Raw genomic sequence first — 17,191 nt, 5'->3', positions numbered from 1 at the left:
GATTTACTCCTTGTTGAGCACCTGCGGATTGACGCAGGCAAAACGGTTGATTTGTTTCGCATCCAGCCACTCCAGGCACTGACGAGCAGCGCTCTGTGCCACGGCATCCAGCGCCTGTGGCGTTGAACCGCCAATGTGTGGCGTGATGATGACTTGTGGCAGTGCACGGAAGGGGTGATCGGCCGCCAGCGGTTCTTTCGCTACCGTATCCAGGGCAGCAGCACGCAGATGACCGCTTTCCAGCGCGGCCGCAAGTGCAGCTTCATCAATCAATTCGCCACGTGCGGTATTGATAATGATCGCGCCGGCAGGCAGCAGTGCCAGGGTGGTGGCATTGATCATCAGGCGGGTTTTATCGTTAACAGGGCAGTGCAAGCTGAATACGTCGGACTGCTGCAATAAGGCATCCAGCGTATTGCAGCGGCGCACTTCGCCCGTATCACGATCGGCTGGCAGAGCAGGATCGAAAAACGCCACGTTCATACCGATTGCCTGAGCAATGCGCGCCACGCGACGACCGATCTCGCCAAAGCCCACCAGGCCAAGCGTTTTGCCTTGCAGCTCTTCACCGTCACCGGTCCGCGTCCAGCGACCCTGTGCCACTTCCTGTTGGAAGTAAGGCAAGCGGCGTGAAGCATCCAGCATCAGAGCAATGGTCAGTTCTGCCACTGACTGAGCGTTGGTGGCTGGGGTGGTCAATACCGGAATGCCGCGCTCGCTGGCTGCATTAACATCGATATTGGTCACACCTACACCGTGCTTACAGATGATTTGCAGGGATGGGCAGGCATTGATCGCGGTCGCGGTGAGGTCGACGGTGCGCGAAATCACGGCGTCATATGCCGTATTCGCCATCCGACGTTCCACTTCCTGTGGATCGTTAGCGTTGTCGAGATAGTCCACTTCACACCCAGCCTCTGCCAGAATCTTCTGGCCGCCGTGGCCGAGGGTGGTGGTGGTGACAAGAAAGCGATAAGCCATGTTGTTTCTCCGGTGTTAATTTCGCTTATCCTGGCACCGGATATCGATAAAAAGTATTCACGTAAATTTATTAATACATTCCTGAGGGGAATGTGATTGGTGAATTAAAACTTTTAAACATAGTCCTGATTCTTTACGTCTGCCTGATGAATCAAAATCGCTGCGCGTAAGCGCCTGTACTGGCTGGAGAGTGTTTCATTCGCGCCAGAAATCTGAGGTATTTCCTACGGTTCTCTGAGGTCCGTTGGGTTTTCCGCTGCTGACAATTCCTCTGCGATCTTTGTGAACTGGCTCAAAAATTCCCATCCACTCTGTCTATGTATTCAAAAAATCTAACCTGTTTCAGTGGGTTATAGCCAGTGACTTTAAAGGTTTCCGAATGTTAACAGGCATTACTTACCGCACGAAATGGTAAAACTGATTAACCATTTAAAATGTACTGTTTGGTTCATTAACAACTACATTTCATTTTGGTCACATCATGTCTCATTCCAAGGATGCTCTCGCCGTTGCAAGTCGTTTCATGGCTGTTGGATTGTTTTTCGCTTCAGGTGTCGACAAGATTGCGCACTATGCTGACAACGTGCAGTTGATGGCGACGAACAACGTGCCTGCCTTCTTTTTACCCCTGGTGATCTTGCTGGAAGTCGGCGGCGGTATCGCCATTGCCCTCGGATTCCTGACCCGCTTCACCTCGGTGTTTATGGCTGTTTTCTCTGTGGTTGCAGGCTTCCTGTTCTACCAGGGATACAGTCACGCCCATCTGATGGTCTGGCTGAAAAACATCTCCTGCGCGGCGGGCTTCTTGCTGCTTTGCCTTAACGGCAGCGGGAAATGGAGTATCGACCATCTGATCCAGCGCCGTTTCGCCAGAGCCTGACGAACACGCTTACTTTTTGAATCACTTTCCTCTAATCAGGTGAACTTATGAAACTGCTTCCAACCGCACTGCTGTGCAGCGGTCTGATCTGTGCCTGCGCACAGGCCGCTGAACCTGCTACTCAAATCTCAACGCTGAATCACCAACAGGCGCAACGCCTGCTGGACAAAGCGGAACAGATTATTCGTTCTCACCATCTTGGCGGTGCTATCGCGGTCGTTGATCCAGCCGGACAGCTGATCACCTATGACCGTCTGGACGGTGCAACCCTGGCAAATGCTGAGCTGGCGCCGAAAAAAGCGCACGCCGCTGTGGCGTTTGGGGCCTCCACTGAGAGCTTCCAGCAAAAAATTGCCGCCGGTAACGTGGCAATGTTAGGCAACCCGGTGGTGGTGCCGCTGCCAGGCGGTGAGCCAGTCAAGCTTAACGGCGTGGTAGTGGGCGCGATTGGTGTCAGCACGCCAGATGGCGCTGTAGATGCCGAAGCGGCGAAAGGGGCACTCTCTGCCCTGAATGCAGGCTAGCGGAGTCACCATGGACAGAAGACATTTTCTGCAAATGATGCTGGCTGCGCCACTCATTGTCTCTATCCCGTTGAACGCCGCGTTTGCGGCGTCTGCGGATGCTGAACCTCAGGCGGCGCTGCTGCGTGCGAGTGAGTTATTAACTGGTCGTCGTGGTCTTGATCCGGCGATTACGGCGCGCTTATGGCAGCTGCTGGTGGATAAGGATGCCAGTTTCCCGGCCCAGTTAACGCGCCTGATCGGTAACCTTGCAGCACTGAAAACAGAAGATCGTGAGGCTATCGTTGGTCATCTCGATGATGAAGACGTGAAAACCGCGCTCACAATTATTTCACCGTGGTATCTCGGGTACACCGGTAACCCTTCGACCACTAAAGCCGTGGACGATGCGCACTTTGTGACGTTCCTGTCAGCGCTGATGTATGAGCCGACCAGCGATCACACCATTCGTCCCACCTACGCTCGCGCGGGGGGAGACTATTGGGTTGAAGTGCCAAAAGGGGTTACTGCACCGGCAATGCCGGAAAACATCCGTGAATGGGGTGATAAATCTCCGCAGGCAGCACCAACCATTCGTGAACCAGAAGAGCCCTGGTTACTGATGGTGCAAGGCAAAGCGCGTACCCTGGCAGAAGCCCAGGACATGATTGCTCATAAAAAAACTGCATAACAATAATTAAGCAAGGTAAAACACAATGAGTGAATTTGATGCTGATGTCGTCATCATTGGCTCAGGCGCATTAGGTGCCAACGCAGCTTATCAGCTGGCCAAAGCGGGTAAGTCTGTGATCATGCTGGAAGCAGGGCCATACATTCCACGCTGGAAAGTGGTGGAAAACTACCGTAACGGTGCCAGTAAGCGTAACTGGTGTACGCCATATCCTAACTTGCCTTGGGCACCCAACTCCTACACCGATGGCTATATTGATGCCAAAGGCGATCCCGATTTTGCCTACGTCACCAGTTATCTGCGTGTCGCAGGGGGCAGTACGCGTCACTGGGCCTCAGCGGCCTGGCGTTTACTGCCGAATGACTTCAAGCTGAAAAGCGTCTATGGCGTCGGCCGCGACTGGCCATATCCGTATGAAGAGCTGGAGCCATGGTATGTGAAAGCTGAACTGGAAGTTGGCGTAGTGGGTACCGGTCATGAAGACCAGAGTGGTCAGGGCCGCGGCCACTATCCACCGCGTTCGCAGGAGTATCCGCTGCCACCGGAAGGCAAGCCTTACATGGCGCAGCGTATGCAGGCGAAGCTGGGGCCGATGGGCTACCAGGTGATCCATGAACCGCACGGTCGTGTCTCACGTCCTTATGATGGCCGTCCGGCCTGTGCCGGTAACAACAACTGTGAACCGGTCTGCCCGATTGGGGCGATGTACTCCGGCGATATGCACGTTGATAAAGCGGTGGCGCTGGGCGTTGACCTGCGTACTGAATGTGTTGCATGGAAAATCGAAAAAGGCGCGGACAATAAAATTGTCTCGATCACCTATCGTGAACCTAATGGCAAAGATACCCGCCTGACCGCCAAAATCTTTGTCGTTGCCGCACACGGACTGGAAACGCCAAAACTGCTGCTGATGAATGACATCGCCAACAGTTCCGATCAGGTGGGACGTAATCTGATGGACCATACCGGCCTGAGCCTGACCTTCCTGGCCGATGAGCCGCTCTGGACAGGACGTGGTTCAGTACAGCATGGTTGCATCGCTAACCGCCGTGATGAGCCAAGCCGCGCGCAACACTCTGCGATTCGTTACTCACTGCGTAATCTGGTGCCTAACGTTGATGTTACCGCGCCTCTGCTGAAGCAGGGTCTGATGGGTAAAGCGCTGGAAGATGCGATCTACGACCGTGCCTCACGCATCATGAACATCAGTACCATGAGTGAAACCTTACCCAGCCCAACTAACCGCGTGGTGCCAAGTAAAGACCGCAAGGACTCCATTGGCCTGCCGATGCTCGACGTACACTATCACCTGGATGATTATGTGCGCGGGATGCGTCCACAGGCGTACAAAGACTTTGCGAACTTCCTTCAGGCGTTCAACGGCGAAGTGATTGAAGCGCCGACCGGCTGGCGTAACCAGTACCACATCATGGGTACGGTGATCATGGGAGACAATCCGAAGGATTCGGTGGTGGACAAAGATATGCGCACCTGGGATCACCCGAACCTGTTCCTGGCAACCACCGGTGTTATGCCGACGTCTGCCACTGTGAACCCAACGCTGACCGGTATCGCCCTGTCACTGCGTATGGCTGACACCATCATCCGGGAGATTTGACATGAAACGCATCATGAATATTGCCCTGATGACGGCAGGTCTGCTGTTGTCTGCTCACAGTGTCATGGCGGCAGACAGCGAAGCGTCAGCATCGCTGGTTAAGCGCGGTGAATATCTCGCAGTTGCCGGTGACTGCTCTGCCTGTCACCGCAACCCGCAGAGTGGTAAGCCGTTCTCCGGTGGCTTCGCTATTCAGTCACCTATGGGGATGATTTACGGTTCCAATATCACGCCATCCAAAACGGCCGGTATTGGTAACTACAGTCTGGCAGATTTCACGGCGGTTATGCGTGAAGGTAAAGCACCGGGTAATCACTTCCTGTATCCAGCGATGCCTTACACCGCATTTGCCGGGATGTCAGATGATGATCTGCACGCGCTCTATTCCTATCTGATGTTGGGTGTTCCAGCGGATGATCATGCAGCGCCAGAAACTTCACTGCCATTCCCGTTCTCTTTCCGTCCGGTGATGTTCTTCTGGAACATGCTGTATCTGGATAAAACAGCGGTGAAAGGTAGCGATGCCCCGGCGGGCAGTGCGGATCGCGGTGAATATCTGGTGAAAACCCTGGCTCACTGCTCCACCTGTCACACACCGCGTGATGGCATGATGGGTGAAGAGAGCGCTCACTTCCTTGGCGGCGGTAAAGTTGGTAGCTGGACAGCGCCGAACATTACGCCGGATGTCCACTCGGGGATTGGTAGCTGGAGTGAAGACGAGATCGTTACCTACCTGCGTACAGGTGCGCTGCATGGTAAAGCGATTGCCAGTGGTGAAATGGGTACCGCAGTGCAGAACTCGTTCTCACACCTTGATCAAAGCGATCTGCAGGCAATGGCTCACTACCTGAAACAGGTTCCGGCAATCAGCACCACCGATCGTCAGGCCCCGGCTCAGGCACCACAGCCAACGCCAATCTCGGCTGTAGAGACCGGCATGCGTAACACCATTGAAGACTATGTTTCCGGTAAAGAGATGAGCGGAGCACAGCTTTACAACGGTGCCTGCGCCGCCTGTCATGCCGCAGATGGTCGTGGGACGCATGATGCGCAAACCTTCTTCCCGTCACTGGTAGGGTCATCAGCCGTGGTCTCACCGGACCCGTCTAACCTGATCATGACCATTGCGGAAGGGGTCAACCGTAATACGGCTGAGGGTCATGCCTTCATGCCGACCTTTAAAGAACAGTTCACAACAGAAGAGCTGACAAAAGTGGCGAACTATGTGTCCGTCACCTTTGGCAACCCGGCCCATGTTATCACCGAAGCGGATGTTAAGCAGACGCTGCAAGGCGACAGCGGTAGCTGGCTGATTCGCTACGCTGGCGTGATGGCATGGTGTGGGATTGCTATCGCATTTGTACTGGTGCTGTGGGTTATTTTCACGCTGCGTCGCCGACGCGCGTAATCTCCCGGGCCGCTCTGGCGGCCCGTTAGTTAACTAGGAATTGAACAATGAAAAAATTACTCTCTCTGGCGGTGTTGACTGCAGGTTTGTTCGGCGGAGTGGCAGCACATGCAACCACCACCCAGACTATCCTGACACAAAGTGATGCACAGAAACTGATCGTGGCAGCGAAAGATAAAGCCCATGAACTCAAAGCCAATGTCTGCATCGCGGTATTGGATCAGGCAGGTCAACTGCTGGCGTTTGAGCGTATGGACAATGCACCTGTGGGTTGTATTGACTCTTCCATCCTGAAAGGTCGTGCGGCGGCGTTGTATCGCACGCCAACCGACAAATATATGGATCGTGCGAACGGCAAAGAGCCTGCGATCGCTACCCTGCCGGGTGTAATTCCACTGGGCGGTGGTTCTCCGGTGGTTTACCAGCAGAATACCGTAATCGGTTCTGTTGGCGTGAGTGGTTCAGCGAACCCGAACGAAATCGCTATCGCGAAAGCGGCCAGCGACAGCTTTAAGTAAGACGACGCGCAGGCCATGCGACGCCGCATGGCCTGCGGTATCATCCCCTCTCTATTCAACGATTCCCTGCCCGAAATCCATAAGCCGCCTGGCCTTCTGCGGGGCAGTTCTCACGCAGATAGATTTGGAACGGAGTATGTTCACTGTGGTTGTCCGGTTCCGACGCACGATTAAAGTGGCGGGCCAACACTTCTAAAGCTCGACGGGCCTCTTCCCAGGGATTTTGATCGATAATCGCATCAATGCTGCCCGCCAGCAGCAGGCGACGGCGATCAGCGGTCAGCTCATGGGTAATCAATACCACCTGCTTCTCTTTACCGTGCGCGCGCAGCGCCTGCACGATATTACTGTTACCCGATGAGATATTATAAATGCCCCGGATACCTGGCCACGTGGAAAGCGCCCGGCTGACCAGATCGCCTGCACGGCGCGGATTTTCACCACTTTCCAGCGTGGTAACCACCTGACAACTGGGGTAACGGCTGGCGAGCACGGCACGAAAACCGGCCTCACGTTCCCCCTGGCCGATCATACTTTTCATCCCCAGAACCACTAACAACTCGCCACCCTGAGGACCGATAAACCGGCCAGATAACTCGCCCGCCACCCGGCCCATCTGGGCATTGTCCGGGCCGACATACGCCAGGCGACCACAGTCTGGAATATCAGTCACCAGCGTGATCACTGGCATGGCCAGCGCGACCTGACGCAATGTGGCGGCCAGATCGGGATCGTCGGGACAGACCACAATCAGGGCATCATAGGCGCTGGCGATACCGTGGATCTGACGTACCGTGGCGTTCACATCTTTTAACTGCAAGTAGTGCACATCACAATGCAATCGCATTTCGGCCAGTGCTGGCCCAATGTCGTTAAAGGCATTACGTAAGCCCAGATAAAACGGGTTCTTCGGCGACTGCATTAAAATGGCGACGCGTAACATGCGCATGTAAGCACGAAACATCACCCGATCGACATTCAGCCGGTGCGCCCATTCCAGCACCCTGGCTTCACGCGCCGGTGAGACGCCGCCACGGCGGTTCATTACGCGATCGACGGTACTGAGGCTAACGCCAGCGGCTTCCGCGATCTGCTCCAGAGTTGTTTTTTTGATCCCGCTCACAACGTTGCACCTTCTGCTGGGAAGACGTCAGGATTTGACGGTTTCCCTTCAATTTAGCGTTCGATTCACGGTAACGCATCCCTTATTTTCATCCTCAATTTCATCGCCCACTACGGAGCAAAAAATGGTTCAGGATGCACACCCAATTAAAACATCACCGCGAATTAACGTCGCTGTCAGCCCACTTTCCTGGGTAAATGAAGTGCTTCATGACCTCGGCGCGGGGACGACGGCGGCACAATGCTTATCCGAAGCGGCCAGCGCGGGATTTCAGGGTGTTGAGATGAGCCGTATCTTTCCCCGGGATGCGGTACAACTGCAGGCAACGCTTGGCGAATACTCGTTGCAGTTGGCCTCTGGCTGGCATGACGGTTTTCTGACTGAGCGGGATGTCGAACAGGAGCTGGAAGCGGTTGCCGCCCACGCCACATTGCTACGCCACTGTGGTGCCAGCGTGATGGTGTATGGCGAGTGTGGCTGGATGGCGGATAACGCCCTGGATATTCCCCTGTCTCAACGCCGTCTGCTGCCAGCAGAAAAGATTCCGGTGTATGCCGCGCGCCTGACGGCTTTCGCCAGGCAACTGCACGAAAGATACGGTTTGAAGTTGGCCTATCACCACCATCTGATGATGGTGGCTGAACAGCTTGATGAGATTAAAAAACTGCTCTCAGCCTGTGGTGAAGAGGTCGGACTGTTACTGGATACCGGCCATGCCACCGCCGCAGGTTTTGACTACGCAGAACTGATTAAGGCTTTCCCCGCTCGCATCTGTCATGTACACCTCAAAGATGTACGCCCTGCGGTGCTGGAGCAGGTAAAAGACCAGGGGCTCACCTTTAACCAGGGCGTGCGGGCAGGAATGTTTACCGTTCCGGGCGATGGCAGCACCGACTATCGGGCGCTGGCGCATTTTCTGGCGACCAGTAATTACCAGGGCTGGGTGGTAGTGGAAGCAGAGCAGGACCCGGCACAAGCCAATCCGCTGGCCTTCGTCACCCGGGCACACCAGTTTGTTACTCAGCATATCCTGCCGCAGGCATAAGGAAGATCTCATGACGCGTAAAACATTGAATGTCGGTTTAATTGGTTCAGGCTTCATGGGCCAGGCGCACGCAGATGCCTGGCGTCGGGCAGGATTACTCTACCGCGATCTCCCGCTGCAACCGGTGCTGCATACTCTGGCCGATGCGACGCCACAGTTAGCTGAAGATGCGGCACGTCGTTTCGGTTTCTTGCACGGCACAGCGGACTGGCGTGCCATGGTTGCCGATCCCGCCATTGACATCGTTGATATCACCACGCCCAACAGCATGCATGTGGAGATGGCGCTAACGGCTATCCGCGCGGGAAAACATGTCTACTGTGAAAAACCGTTGACGGTATCCCTGGCGGACGCGCAGATGTTAACCGATGAAGCGCAGCGGGCGGGGGTGAAAACCATTATGGCCTTTAACAACATCAAAACCCCGGCGGCGCAGTTGGCAAAGCAGTTGATCGAAAGGGGCGACATTGGGCAACTGACACGTTTTCGTGGCTGGTTTGATCAAGGCTTTTTTAACGATGTGGAGCTGCCCTGGAGCTGGCGCTGCTCACGTGAGCAGGCGGGATCGGGATCGCTCGGCGATCTCGGATCGCACGTCGTGAGCGTGGCACAATATCTGATGGGGCCGGTGCGCAGTGTTGTCGGGCAGGAACAGCTGTTTATTGAATCTCGCCCTTCAGCGGCAGCAGGTACGGGTTATGGTGCCAGTGCCTCAGCGGATGCGCCACGCCTTACGGTAGAGAATGACGACCAGTTTCAGGCACTGGTCAGTTTTGAAAATGGCGCGGGTGGGGTAATCGAATCTTCACGTATCTCCGCTGGTAAAGTTTTCGGTATCGCCTGGGAAGTCTCTGGGACAGAAGGCACCATCATCATGGATGGAGAGCGTTTCAATGAGCTGAAGATTGCCCGCTACAGTGACAGTAAAAGCGATCGCGGCTTCAAAACGATTTATGCCGGTTCGCAGGTTGAGTCCTTTAATGGCTTCTTTGGTTTTGATTTCGCCGGTGGCGGGCTGGGGTACTTTGATGTGAAAGTCATTGAAATCCACGATCTCATTCAGGGGTTAAGCAGCAGTGGCGGCTGTTTCCCGGATTTCCGCTTTGGTCTGGAAAATCAGCAGATTATTGAAGCGATGGTGCAATCCTCGGCACGCGGCCAGCGGGTAGATTTAGCGAGTCTGACACGCTAAAGGGGGAAGGGGGCAGACAGTGCTGCCCCAGGATTACTCTCGCCACGGGATAAAAGCGCGAATATGGTGTTTTACCGTGAAGCCAGCAGGGCTGTTGTCAGGGATCAGGGTGAGGGTGAAATAGAGGCGATAACCTGCAAATGCCAGGCGGTTGCTTGCCCGGCGTTGACGGAGTGAAGCCGCAGGCTGATGCTTAAAAGAGTGGGGAGAGAATTGGATCTCATAGCCGCCTAATCCTCCTTGAAGAGAGGTCAGTGAGCCTGGTCGCTTCTCTTCGCGACAGGCGGCAAAAATCAACCGCTTATAGTGACTTAAACTGCCGCCTGGACGCATCGCATTGAGAATGTCGGCCAGGCTTTTACGATCGCCTGCTAGCGGATCTACCGTCAAAATATCCATTTTGTTGCCGCTGTTCTTCAATCGGTTAGTCAACACCGCCAGTTTTGATTCTGCCGCAGAGGCCCGCTCGTAGTGGCGCAATTGATAATTGCGGATAAAACCGGGCTTTGTCGCCCCCGCATTCAATTCAGAGAAGGCCGCACTCGCGACCTCATCAACCTGATGTTTATTGATCAGGCGGGCATAGATGGAGGGCACTTCACTGCCTTCTAATAGCTTTACGGTCGGTAGCATCCCTAAGGCTGCTTCTGGCTCAAGCAACTTCTCACCGTGCGGCCCAAGAAAAATCATCTCTTTACCACGCGGTAGAAGGCGGTTTCCGGTGTGTGACGTAAACCAACCGTGGGCACTGAGGACCAGTGAATCTGCATTATCTTCTTTCCTGCTGGTGAGACTAAAGCCCACCAGCGGTTCTGATTGCTCAATGTCTCCCAGTAAGGTGGGATGTGTCTCACCATAGCGGGCAAGCTGCGCCAGGGCCATGCTTTCCCGCTGTTGAGTATCATGCTGAGTGGCGCTATGGCCCATCGTCATACGCTGTTTAAGTTCTTTGTCGTAGGCCTGTTTTGCCTGTCGATATTCGCTCTCAAGTGCATAATTTTTTCGGCGCGGTTTTACTGGCGCTGGAGACAGTGCGCGATCCACAGTCCGTACCGGTTTAAGTGACGATTGCGCAACCCGCTTACTGCGCCACACGCGATTGACGGACTGGCGAACACGACGAAAACGGGTGAGCAAGGCGGGAAAATCTGACTTAATCGCGCCTTTGACGGCGGCGGCATCCAGCCCTAAACCGAGCAAACCACACACACCAGACAAAATGGCTTCGTTGCGTAATTTTTCGGCATCTGCCAGTCGTTGAGTATGTTGCATCTGATACACCGCCAAACCGCTACTGGCAGCGGCCATTCCGGCATTAATTGCCATGACCAAAACGCGACCTAAAACCGAACCCGTACCCGGCAGCGCGGCGCTGACCGCCATACTGAGAAAATTGAGGCTGTATTTCAGGCTATTGAGCAGCCTATCCTGCCTGATTTCTCTCTGGGTTAACACCAGCGTATCAATGTCCTGTTTTAAACGTGCTATTTGGCTAGTCATGAGTGTGGCAGGCACCGCTGAGAGGTGCAGATCGCGATTGAAGGTGAGGGGACTGCCATAACGCCGTTCTTGCCTTGGGAGGTCAAAAAACAGGCTTCTTTGGTTTTTCCAGAAGGTCGCACCATTAGGCTGCAAGGCAAAGGCCTGGGGATCGTTCAGGTAGCGTTCCCGGACTCTTAGCGGCACTTTATTCAGCACCCAGTTCTGAAACTGAGAGGTTTCTGGCAGGTCAGTAACGCGATAATTCTGTACATAAGCGGCACGATTATCTGCGATGAACCGCGATTTAAGTGAAAAACTGGCAGGCTCATCAATGCTGAGCAAGACCCCTTCGGATGCTCCGGTCGCAATATAGATCACGCCATTTAACGGGTAGCCGTGAAAGAAAGCCTGCTGAGCGCGTTTTTCTCCCTTAAGAAAGGCCATGATTGCCTGCTGCCGTTCTGGCGGTGCGTTACGCCGACTCAGCAAGTTTAAACAGCGCATGACCAGCATTTGGCGGTAGTGTCGCTGTATGTTGCTGCGCCAGTCGGCACTGTGCGTGAGTTTATGTAACGCCTGTTGCATCTGGCGCTGTAAATCCTGCTTTAACAGATGTTCCACTAAAGGCTGATGCTCACACTGGCGCAGATGAAACTGCAATCCCGGTTGCTGGCTGTCAAGGGTATAGAGATAGTGGCGAGTCGCAATTTCATGCAGTGTGAACCTGAATGCTTTGGCAGGGAAACGGCGTGGGAAGCCGGAGGGTACCACCTGTCGTATTGTCGGGGTAAACACCATAGTGACATTGCTGTTGGGCATCAGCGTACACATAGCCGGGTAACGCTGACTAAGATCCTGAATCTCTTGACGAATGTGCAGATCTAACCAGGCAGCAGGATCGAGAATGGGATGATAAATCTGCGCCATCTGATCGACAGCCTTTTGCATTGAATGGCGGATAACAGCGGGCGTTAATGTTCTCTCTGCCGCGATCGTGCTGCGGCTGCTCGTTGTCAGATTGAGATACGGTGTTGTCGAGGGGGGAAATGGGGGAATATACATGCGGGTTCTCTCTTATCGCTGGCAGACCAGACCGGAAACGAAGGAGAGATAGGTAAGATAATGGCTGGGAAGGTTCATCCTGATCGTCGCCAGGATTCCCCCTGGACTTTATTCAGGCTGAGACGCTGTTCCTGTCACTGCAATTTCATGACGTGCCCGGCGTTGTTCAGATGCCTGCTGGAAAGCTGCCATCTGCGGCCCAAAATGGGCGATCAATACTGCGAAGGTCGCTTCAGCTTTGTTTCTGTACATGGCAACAGAAGGGTGGATGCAATCTGGTGACATCAGCGACTGCCAGTCTGGCATTGCTTTAATGCGCTGATACTGCGCGACCAGGGGGATATGTTGCGCGCGGGCGAGGCTATCCAGTTGCTGGACATAGGGGGCAATATCCCATTTTACGGCCCGGCCGCACAGCGGATGAGGTTCCTGTAACACCACTTTCTTTCCCTGGTTTTCAGCAAGCCGGATAAGCTGAGTCATCACCTGCCGGTACTGATCCGGGCTGATAACATAGTCGGCCGCCGTATCCGTAAAGTGATAATGACGCGCATCGTTGGTGGCAAAATTCAGCAGCACGACGTTAGCTGTTGAGCCAGACATTGACGTTGCCCACGGTGGACTGTTTTTATATTTATAGGTGCCATGCAACAATTCAACGGCTTGTGCTGAGGGTTCACCACGGTTAACCACCTCAATGTCTGGGCCATACTTTTGCTGTAACAACCGGTTCAACCAGGCAATTTCATTATCTGGCGTGACAATATTTTTCAGGCGGCCATTTTCACGAATGGCTATCACACCTTTGGTACTTGAACCGCCCCAGGCCTCAATAATAAATTTATCTGTTCTGGCTTCACCAAAAGATTTGAGGCTAAACAGCGTCAGGAAAAATACCATCAGCGAGTTTCTCAAGGCGTGAGTTTTCATCTTTTTCCAAATTTAAAATCAAAAAGTCACCTTAACAAACCGGATTTGCTGAGGACAATCCGAAAACGCCGATAAAGACCAGGAGTAGACTGAAAAACAGGAAAGCTTGTTACATCTCCGTTTGAGCCTGTTTTGACTTCTCTTCATCAAAACTGATCATTTATGATGTCGTTTTGAGGTGATCTTCCGCATCAGCGCAGGATTTATCGCATGTTTTCGCACTTTGTTGCCGTTTAACCCAGGCATATTCTGAATCTATTACTGAGCAATATCTGTAAGGATACGTAAGTGTTATCCTCGGATTGTGTCATTTTTTGCAAAAACTCAGACGGGAAGCTGGCTTCTACCCACGGTTTTCTGCGCGTAAACGCGCCCGGAAGAAGCATAGCGGTTAAATTCACCACACCTGCGCTTAAGGCGGACATTGTGGAACACAGAACTTTTCTTTCAAAGCGCAATATTGGGCTCGATTTTCTGCGCGCAATATTGATCCTCGAAGGCGTGTTATATCACGCAGCACGTAGTCTGCCTGGTAGTAATAACTGGTACTATGTTGCGGATAAAAATCAGGCGGATATTTTTTCTGCGATTATAGAATTCATACATACGTTTCGTATGGAAGCTTTTTTCTTTTTGTCCGGCATGTTTTCAGCGATGGTATTTGCGCGCAAAGGTGCACAATTCTTCCTGAATAACCGTTGTAAGCGCGTCTTGTTACCGCTGGTGGCTTCTTTTGCCTTTATTCCCGGTGTGATGTATGTGATCACGGCAGCCATTAAGGGAGAGGCGCTGAGCCTGGAGGGACTGCTGCATGGCTACACTTATCTCCATCACCTCTGGTTCCTGGTCTCACTTTCGGCGATGTCATTTCTGATCCCAGGTCGCTGGTACAACCGCCTTGCGCAGGGCATGCGTCGATTGCCCTTCCCGGCGTTAGTGATCGCCTTGATTGTGGCCTGTAACGTCTTCTTCGTCGTGAAATTCCTGGTGAAAGATTCTGGCGAATTCATCAGCCTGATCCCGGTAACAGCCCGCTTTGCGGTTTATTACGCTGCGGGTTATGCGTTGTATCTCAATAGCGATAAAATTCCGCAAATCAGCCAAAGCTGGCTGCTGAACAACCTGCTGGTTGCGGCGCTGGGATTGATCTCGCTGTTGGCATTCTATGTGGTACTGCATCAGCACATCACCAGCAGCTTAAAATATGTTCCCGTGTTGATTTCCAGCGTGTTTTCTGTGGTCTTCTCCTACTGGCTGGTCTTCACTTTTGAAAAGCTGCGCATGAAAGAGAATGCCTTGGTGAAGGGGATAGTCGACTCTGCACTGGTGATTTATATCATGCACTATCCGCTGGTGATTACCGGGGCTTGGCTACTGGATGATTACATTCCAGACAACTTGTCGGTCACCTATGTCTTTATTAATACCCTGGTGGCCCTCTGTTTGAGTACGCTGCTCTATCTGGTGATCAAACAGTTCTCTCCTCTCTCGGTGCTGTTTGGCTTGAAACCCGCTGCCAAAGCGGCACCATCGCTGGCCAATCAAAAGGGATGACCAGCAGTTAAAACAGGGTGATCGAAATACCCCCGTATTGGGGGTATTTTTTCAGCATCTAAACTGACTATTTTTTTGCGGGCAGGGAGGTGCGCTGTACTACCATCACGCTGATCAGTACCACCACCAGGCCGACTAACGCCGTACCGCTGATTGCCTGCGACAGGACTATCCAGCCCAGTAACACGGCAGTTAACGGACTGAGCAACCCCAGGGAAGCAACCGCAACGCCGGGCAGACGTGCGATCCCCCGGAACCACAGCGCGTAAGCCAATAGCGCACCCGCCAGACACAACCAGGCGTAAGCGGCATATTGCGAGGCGGTAAGCGTTGGAAGCGGCGCATCGATCAACCAGGCTGCCGGTGCCAGTATCAAGCCACCCAATACCAGCTGCCAGCCCGTTAATGCCATCACCGGTAAGTTAATTTTCCAGCGGCGCGTCAGCCAGACACCGCTTGCCATGCAGACTGCGCCCAGCAGAGCGGCAGCGATACCAATGGGTTCAAAAACGGTGCGCGGAGAAAGTAACAACACCGCCATGCCAATCACCCCTGCTACAGCCGCGAATAACGTGACCTGTCTTGGCGCATGACGATCAACCGCCCAGACCAACACCATGACCAGCAGTGGTTGAATTGCACCCAAAACCGCCGCCAGGCCGCCGGGCAACCGGTAGGCAGCAACGAATAACAACGCCTGAAAAACGCCGATATTGAGGGCGCTGAGAATCAACAATCTTCCCAGCTCGCGATAAGCGGGTAATCGTCGCGTCAACAGCAGAAGCAAGATCCCAGCCGGAAGCACGCGGATCAATGCGGCAGTAAAAGGGCGATCGGGCGGGAGAAACTGCGTGGTCACGATATACGTCGATCCCCAGATGGCAGGGGCCAGTGCGGTAAGCAGTACATCACGCCAGTAGGACAGAGAGGTATTCATGGTTTTGTATTTATCTTCAATTCAAGGTAAAATCAGTCTGTCGATCAATTAACTTGAAGTCAAGATAAATGCAGAACTCTGATCAACCCATTCCCGATGCCGTTGATGCCATTCTTGCGCAGTGGCAGCGCGAACGTCCGGATCTGGACTGTAGCCCGATGGGGCCAATTGGACGCTTAAAGCGTTGTGCGGTGCTGCTCGAACAGCAGCTGGAACCCATATTTGCTGATTTTGATCTGAGTATGTGGGAGTTCGATATGCTGGCCACGCTGCGCCGGGCAGGAGCACCTTACTGCCTGAGTCCCACCGATCTGTTTTCCACGCTAATGGTGACGTCCGGTACGATGACGCACCGCCTGAAACGTCTCGAATCGCGCAAATTAATCTGCCGTCAGCCTAATGCTAACGATGCGCGCAGCATGCTGGTGCAGCTCACGGATGAGGGACTCGCGTTGATTGATCGCGCAGTAGAAAAACATGTTGAAAACGAGCGGCGGATCCTGGCGCTGCTCTCACCCGAAACGCTGAATAGCCTGGACCAAACCCTTAAAACGTGGCTGAACTCGCTGGAAAAAGCCAAAAATCAGTAAGCCTGGCGCATCTTCACCACACGCCATTACAGGAAGATTCGGCTGCAAAAAGTCGAATGCTTCCTGTCCCGTTTACCTCTGGCGCGATTGCTCGCTTTCACTTCGGGAACAGCAAAGCCAGCGGCTCCTGTGGCGTTAAGCGGAGGTGTCTATGATGTTCGCTGCTTATTTTCTTCTCTGAAGCGGTTTTTTTTCTTCTCCTTTCCCCAGCATAACCCCCTTAATCATCAGCCAGTCTGTTGCTTTTGCGATGCATTATTCCAGTCGTTCTCTGCTGCTGGCAGGATGTTTTTTCGCGGCAAGGCGAATGGGCTGAACCGCTAACGCGTTGACCTGTTTTTTTGCGCCATCCTCCGATTGACATCATGCTTAAATTTTGTGAATGTTCCGCCGGTTATCTTTAAGACATTTCGCACAATTTCGGACCTCAGGCTTGGGCGATCCCCTGACTGATGTCTCACGTAAGGACAGAGCGCAGTGAGCGACGGATACGCAGCCCGCAAGGGCGACCCAATTATTCACACCACGCTGCTGGCGGACATCATCAGCATGGTGGCCGAAACCGTCACCTACGGCCTGGCAGGCGCTTACGTGATGGCCGCCGCCACCGCCGCCGCGCCGTTTGTGGCGGCCGGGGCCGTGGCGATGACCGTCACCGCCATCAGCAGCAGTTGTGT

At 53.6% G+C, this 17,191-nt stretch carries 16 protein-coding genes; 11 read left to right on the top strand and 5 right to left on the bottom strand.

The features are described from left to right. Positions 1-3: 3 nt before the first annotated feature. Positions 4-981, bottom strand: coding sequence for a hydroxyacid dehydrogenase (locus F3J40_RS19430; RefSeq protein WP_167017260.1), 978 nt, complete (start codon positions 979-981; stop codon positions 4-6). Between the two features lie 481 nt (positions 982-1,462). Here F3J40_RS19430 and F3J40_RS19425 point away from each other — a divergent pair, with 481 nt between their 5' ends. From F3J40_RS19425 to F3J40_RS19400, 6 genes are read left to right on the top strand one after another with little or no spacing between them, the layout of a single operon-like run. Continuing rightward, positions 1,463-1,861, top strand: coding sequence for a DoxX family protein (locus F3J40_RS19425; RefSeq protein ID WP_167017258.1), 399 nt, complete (start codon positions 1,463-1,465; stop codon positions 1,859-1,861). A 47-nt stretch (positions 1,862-1,908) separates the two neighbouring features. After that, positions 1,909-2,385: a GlcG/HbpS family heme-binding protein gene (locus F3J40_RS19420; protein WP_017348748.1), complete on the top strand. Its 477-nt coding sequence runs from the start codon at positions 1,909-1,911 to the stop codon at positions 2,383-2,385. 10 nt (positions 2,386-2,395) lie between these two features. Continuing rightward, positions 2,396-3,055 (top strand): sugar dehydrogenase complex small subunit, encoded by a 660-nt coding sequence (locus tag F3J40_RS19415; RefSeq protein WP_167017256.1) that lies wholly within the window; start codon positions 2,396-2,398, stop codon positions 3,053-3,055. 25 nt (positions 3,056-3,080) lie between these two features. Then, complete coding sequence (locus tag F3J40_RS19410) at positions 3,081-4,673, top strand: GMC family oxidoreductase (protein WP_017348750.1); 1,593 nt, start codon at positions 3,081-3,083, stop codon at positions 4,671-4,673. 1 nt (position 4,674) lies between these two features. Next, complete coding sequence (locus tag F3J40_RS19405) at positions 4,675-6,081, top strand: cytochrome c (protein ID WP_167017254.1); 1,407 nt, start codon at positions 4,675-4,677, stop codon at positions 6,079-6,081. A gap of 47 nt (positions 6,082-6,128) precedes the next feature. After that, a complete protein-coding gene (locus tag F3J40_RS19400) occupies positions 6,129-6,599 on the top strand; it encodes a GlcG/HbpS family heme-binding protein (protein WP_017348752.1) in 471 nt (156 codons plus the stop codon). A gap of 55 nt (positions 6,600-6,654) precedes the next feature. Here the strand turns inward: F3J40_RS19400 and F3J40_RS19395 are convergent, their stop codons facing one another. Further along, the gene (locus tag F3J40_RS19395; RefSeq protein WP_167017252.1) at positions 6,655-7,722 is read right to left on the bottom strand and encodes a LacI family DNA-binding transcriptional regulator; all 1,068 of its coding nucleotides are present in this window, start codon (positions 7,720-7,722) and stop codon (positions 6,655-6,657) included. Positions 7,723-7,846: 124 nt separating this feature from the next. Here F3J40_RS19395 and iolE point away from each other — a divergent pair, with 124 nt between their 5' ends. Both iolE and F3J40_RS19385 read left to right on the top strand, forming a co-directional pair. Continuing rightward, positions 7,847-8,767: a myo-inosose-2 dehydratase gene (iolE, locus tag F3J40_RS19390; RefSeq protein ID WP_167017249.1), complete on the top strand. Its 921-nt coding sequence runs from the start codon at positions 7,847-7,849 to the stop codon at positions 8,765-8,767. 10 nt (positions 8,768-8,777) lie between these two features. After that, the gene (locus tag F3J40_RS19385; RefSeq protein WP_167017247.1) at positions 8,778-9,959 is read left to right on the top strand and encodes a Gfo/Idh/MocA family protein; all 1,182 of its coding nucleotides are present in this window, start codon (positions 8,778-8,780) and stop codon (positions 9,957-9,959) included. Positions 9,960-9,992: 33 nt separating this feature from the next. Here the strand turns inward: F3J40_RS19385 and F3J40_RS19380 are convergent, their stop codons facing one another. Both F3J40_RS19380 and F3J40_RS19375 read right to left on the bottom strand, forming a co-directional pair. Then, positions 9,993-12,368 (bottom strand): putative adhesin, encoded by a 2,376-nt coding sequence (locus F3J40_RS19380; protein ID WP_167017246.1) that lies wholly within the window; start codon positions 12,366-12,368, stop codon positions 9,993-9,995. Between the two features lie 243 nt (positions 12,369-12,611). Beyond that, complete coding sequence (locus tag F3J40_RS19375; RefSeq protein WP_240155544.1) at positions 12,612-13,433, bottom strand: SGNH/GDSL hydrolase family protein; 822 nt, start codon at positions 13,431-13,433, stop codon at positions 12,612-12,614. Positions 13,434-13,859: 426 nt separating this feature from the next. On the opposite strand from F3J40_RS19375, the gene F3J40_RS19370 reads away from it, so the two are divergent. Next, positions 13,860-14,987, top strand: a complete 1,128-nt coding sequence (locus F3J40_RS19370; protein WP_167017244.1) for an acyltransferase family protein — start codon at positions 13,860-13,862, stop codon at positions 14,985-14,987. 67 nt (positions 14,988-15,054) lie between these two features. Here F3J40_RS19370 and F3J40_RS19365 read toward each other — a convergent pair whose 3' ends face one another. Next, a complete protein-coding gene (locus F3J40_RS19365; RefSeq protein WP_167017242.1) occupies positions 15,055-15,924 on the bottom strand; it encodes an EamA family transporter in 870 nt (289 codons plus the stop codon). 68 nt (positions 15,925-15,992) lie between these two features. On the opposite strand from F3J40_RS19365, the gene F3J40_RS19360 reads away from it, so the two are divergent. Both F3J40_RS19360 and F3J40_RS19355 read left to right on the top strand, forming a co-directional pair. Further along, complete coding sequence (locus tag F3J40_RS19360) at positions 15,993-16,514, top strand: MarR family winged helix-turn-helix transcriptional regulator (protein ID WP_167017240.1); 522 nt, start codon at positions 15,993-15,995, stop codon at positions 16,512-16,514. 477 nt (positions 16,515-16,991) lie between these two features. Continuing rightward, on the top strand, positions 16,992-17,191 hold a 200-nt coding region (locus F3J40_RS19355), incomplete at its 3' end, for a hypothetical protein (RefSeq protein ID WP_167017238.1).

The organism is Candidatus Pantoea multigeneris (genome assembly GCF_011752615.1).
GTDB lineage: Bacteria > Pseudomonadota > Gammaproteobacteria > Enterobacterales > Enterobacteriaceae > Pantoea > Pantoea multigeneris.
Note: the sequence above shows the minus strand (reverse complement) of the source record. Positions and strands in the feature narration are given on the sequence as shown.

What these genes read in the sequence shown, in the direction of transcription:
- F3J40_RS19360 (WP_167017240.1), top strand. Translation starts at nt 15,993, where the DNA reads ATGCAGAACTCTGATCAACCCATTCCCGATGCCGTTGATGCCATTCTT.
- F3J40_RS19405 (WP_167017254.1), top strand. Translation starts at nt 4,675, where the DNA reads ATGAAACGCATCATGAATATTGCCCTGATGACGGCAGGTCTGCTGTTG.
- F3J40_RS19365 (WP_167017242.1), bottom strand. Translation starts at nt 15,924, where the DNA reads ATGAATACCTCTCTGTCCTACTGGCGTGATGTACTGCTTACCGCACTG.
- F3J40_RS19420 (WP_017348748.1), top strand. Translation starts at nt 1,909, where the DNA reads ATGAAACTGCTTCCAACCGCACTGCTGTGCAGCGGTCTGATCTGTGCC.
- iolE (WP_167017249.1), top strand. Translation starts at nt 7,847, where the DNA reads ATGGTTCAGGATGCACACCCAATTAAAACATCACCGCGAATTAACGTC.
- F3J40_RS19425 (WP_167017258.1), top strand. Translation starts at nt 1,463, where the DNA reads ATGTCTCATTCCAAGGATGCTCTCGCCGTTGCAAGTCGTTTCATGGCT.
- F3J40_RS19385 (WP_167017247.1), top strand. Translation starts at nt 8,778, where the DNA reads ATGACGCGTAAAACATTGAATGTCGGTTTAATTGGTTCAGGCTTCATG.
- F3J40_RS19380 (WP_167017246.1), bottom strand. Translation starts at nt 12,368, where the DNA reads ATGGCGCAGATTTATCATCCCATTCTCGATCCTGCTGCCTGGTTAGAT.
- F3J40_RS19415 (WP_167017256.1), top strand. Translation starts at nt 2,396, where the DNA reads ATGGACAGAAGACATTTTCTGCAAATGATGCTGGCTGCGCCACTCATT.
- F3J40_RS19430 (WP_167017260.1), bottom strand. Translation starts at nt 981, where the DNA reads ATGGCTTATCGCTTTCTTGTCACCACCACCACCCTCGGCCACGGCGGC.
- F3J40_RS19400 (WP_017348752.1), top strand. Translation starts at nt 6,129, where the DNA reads ATGAAAAAATTACTCTCTCTGGCGGTGTTGACTGCAGGTTTGTTCGGC.
- F3J40_RS19410 (WP_017348750.1), top strand. Translation starts at nt 3,081, where the DNA reads ATGAGTGAATTTGATGCTGATGTCGTCATCATTGGCTCAGGCGCATTA.
- F3J40_RS19375 (WP_240155544.1), bottom strand. Translation starts at nt 13,433, where the DNA reads ATGAAAACTCACGCCTTGAGAAACTCGCTGATGGTATTTTTCCTGACG.